We start from the raw sequence: 241 nt of genomic DNA on the forward strand, positions 1-241 counted from the left end.
GTCGTACTGTTTGACCAGACGTGACATCTCATACTTTTGCTCAAAAGCATGCTTTGAACCTGCCAAGGCATTGTTGACCGTTGGATCACTGGCTTGAAAGCTAATTTGAATATGCTGAAGACCTGCTTCTTTTAAACGTGCAATCCGAGCTTCGTTTAATCCCATACCTGAGGTGATTAGATTGGTATAAAAGCCTTGATTGTGCGCATAAGCGACCAGTTCTTCTAAATCTTGACGAACC

Annotated in this window: 1 protein-coding gene; it reads right to left on the minus strand. The window is 42.7% G+C overall.

Translation table 11 applies throughout. The annotated features are described in order from the left end of the window. Positions 1-241: radical SAM protein (locus AAEY94_RS20810; RefSeq protein ID WP_350979949.1), on the minus strand; the 241-nt coding region annotated here is incomplete at both ends.

Origin of the sequence: Shewanella sp. AC34-MNA-CIBAN-0136 (genome assembly GCF_040309945.1) — a bacterium.
Lineage (GTDB): Bacteria > Pseudomonadota > Gammaproteobacteria > Enterobacterales > Shewanellaceae > Shewanella.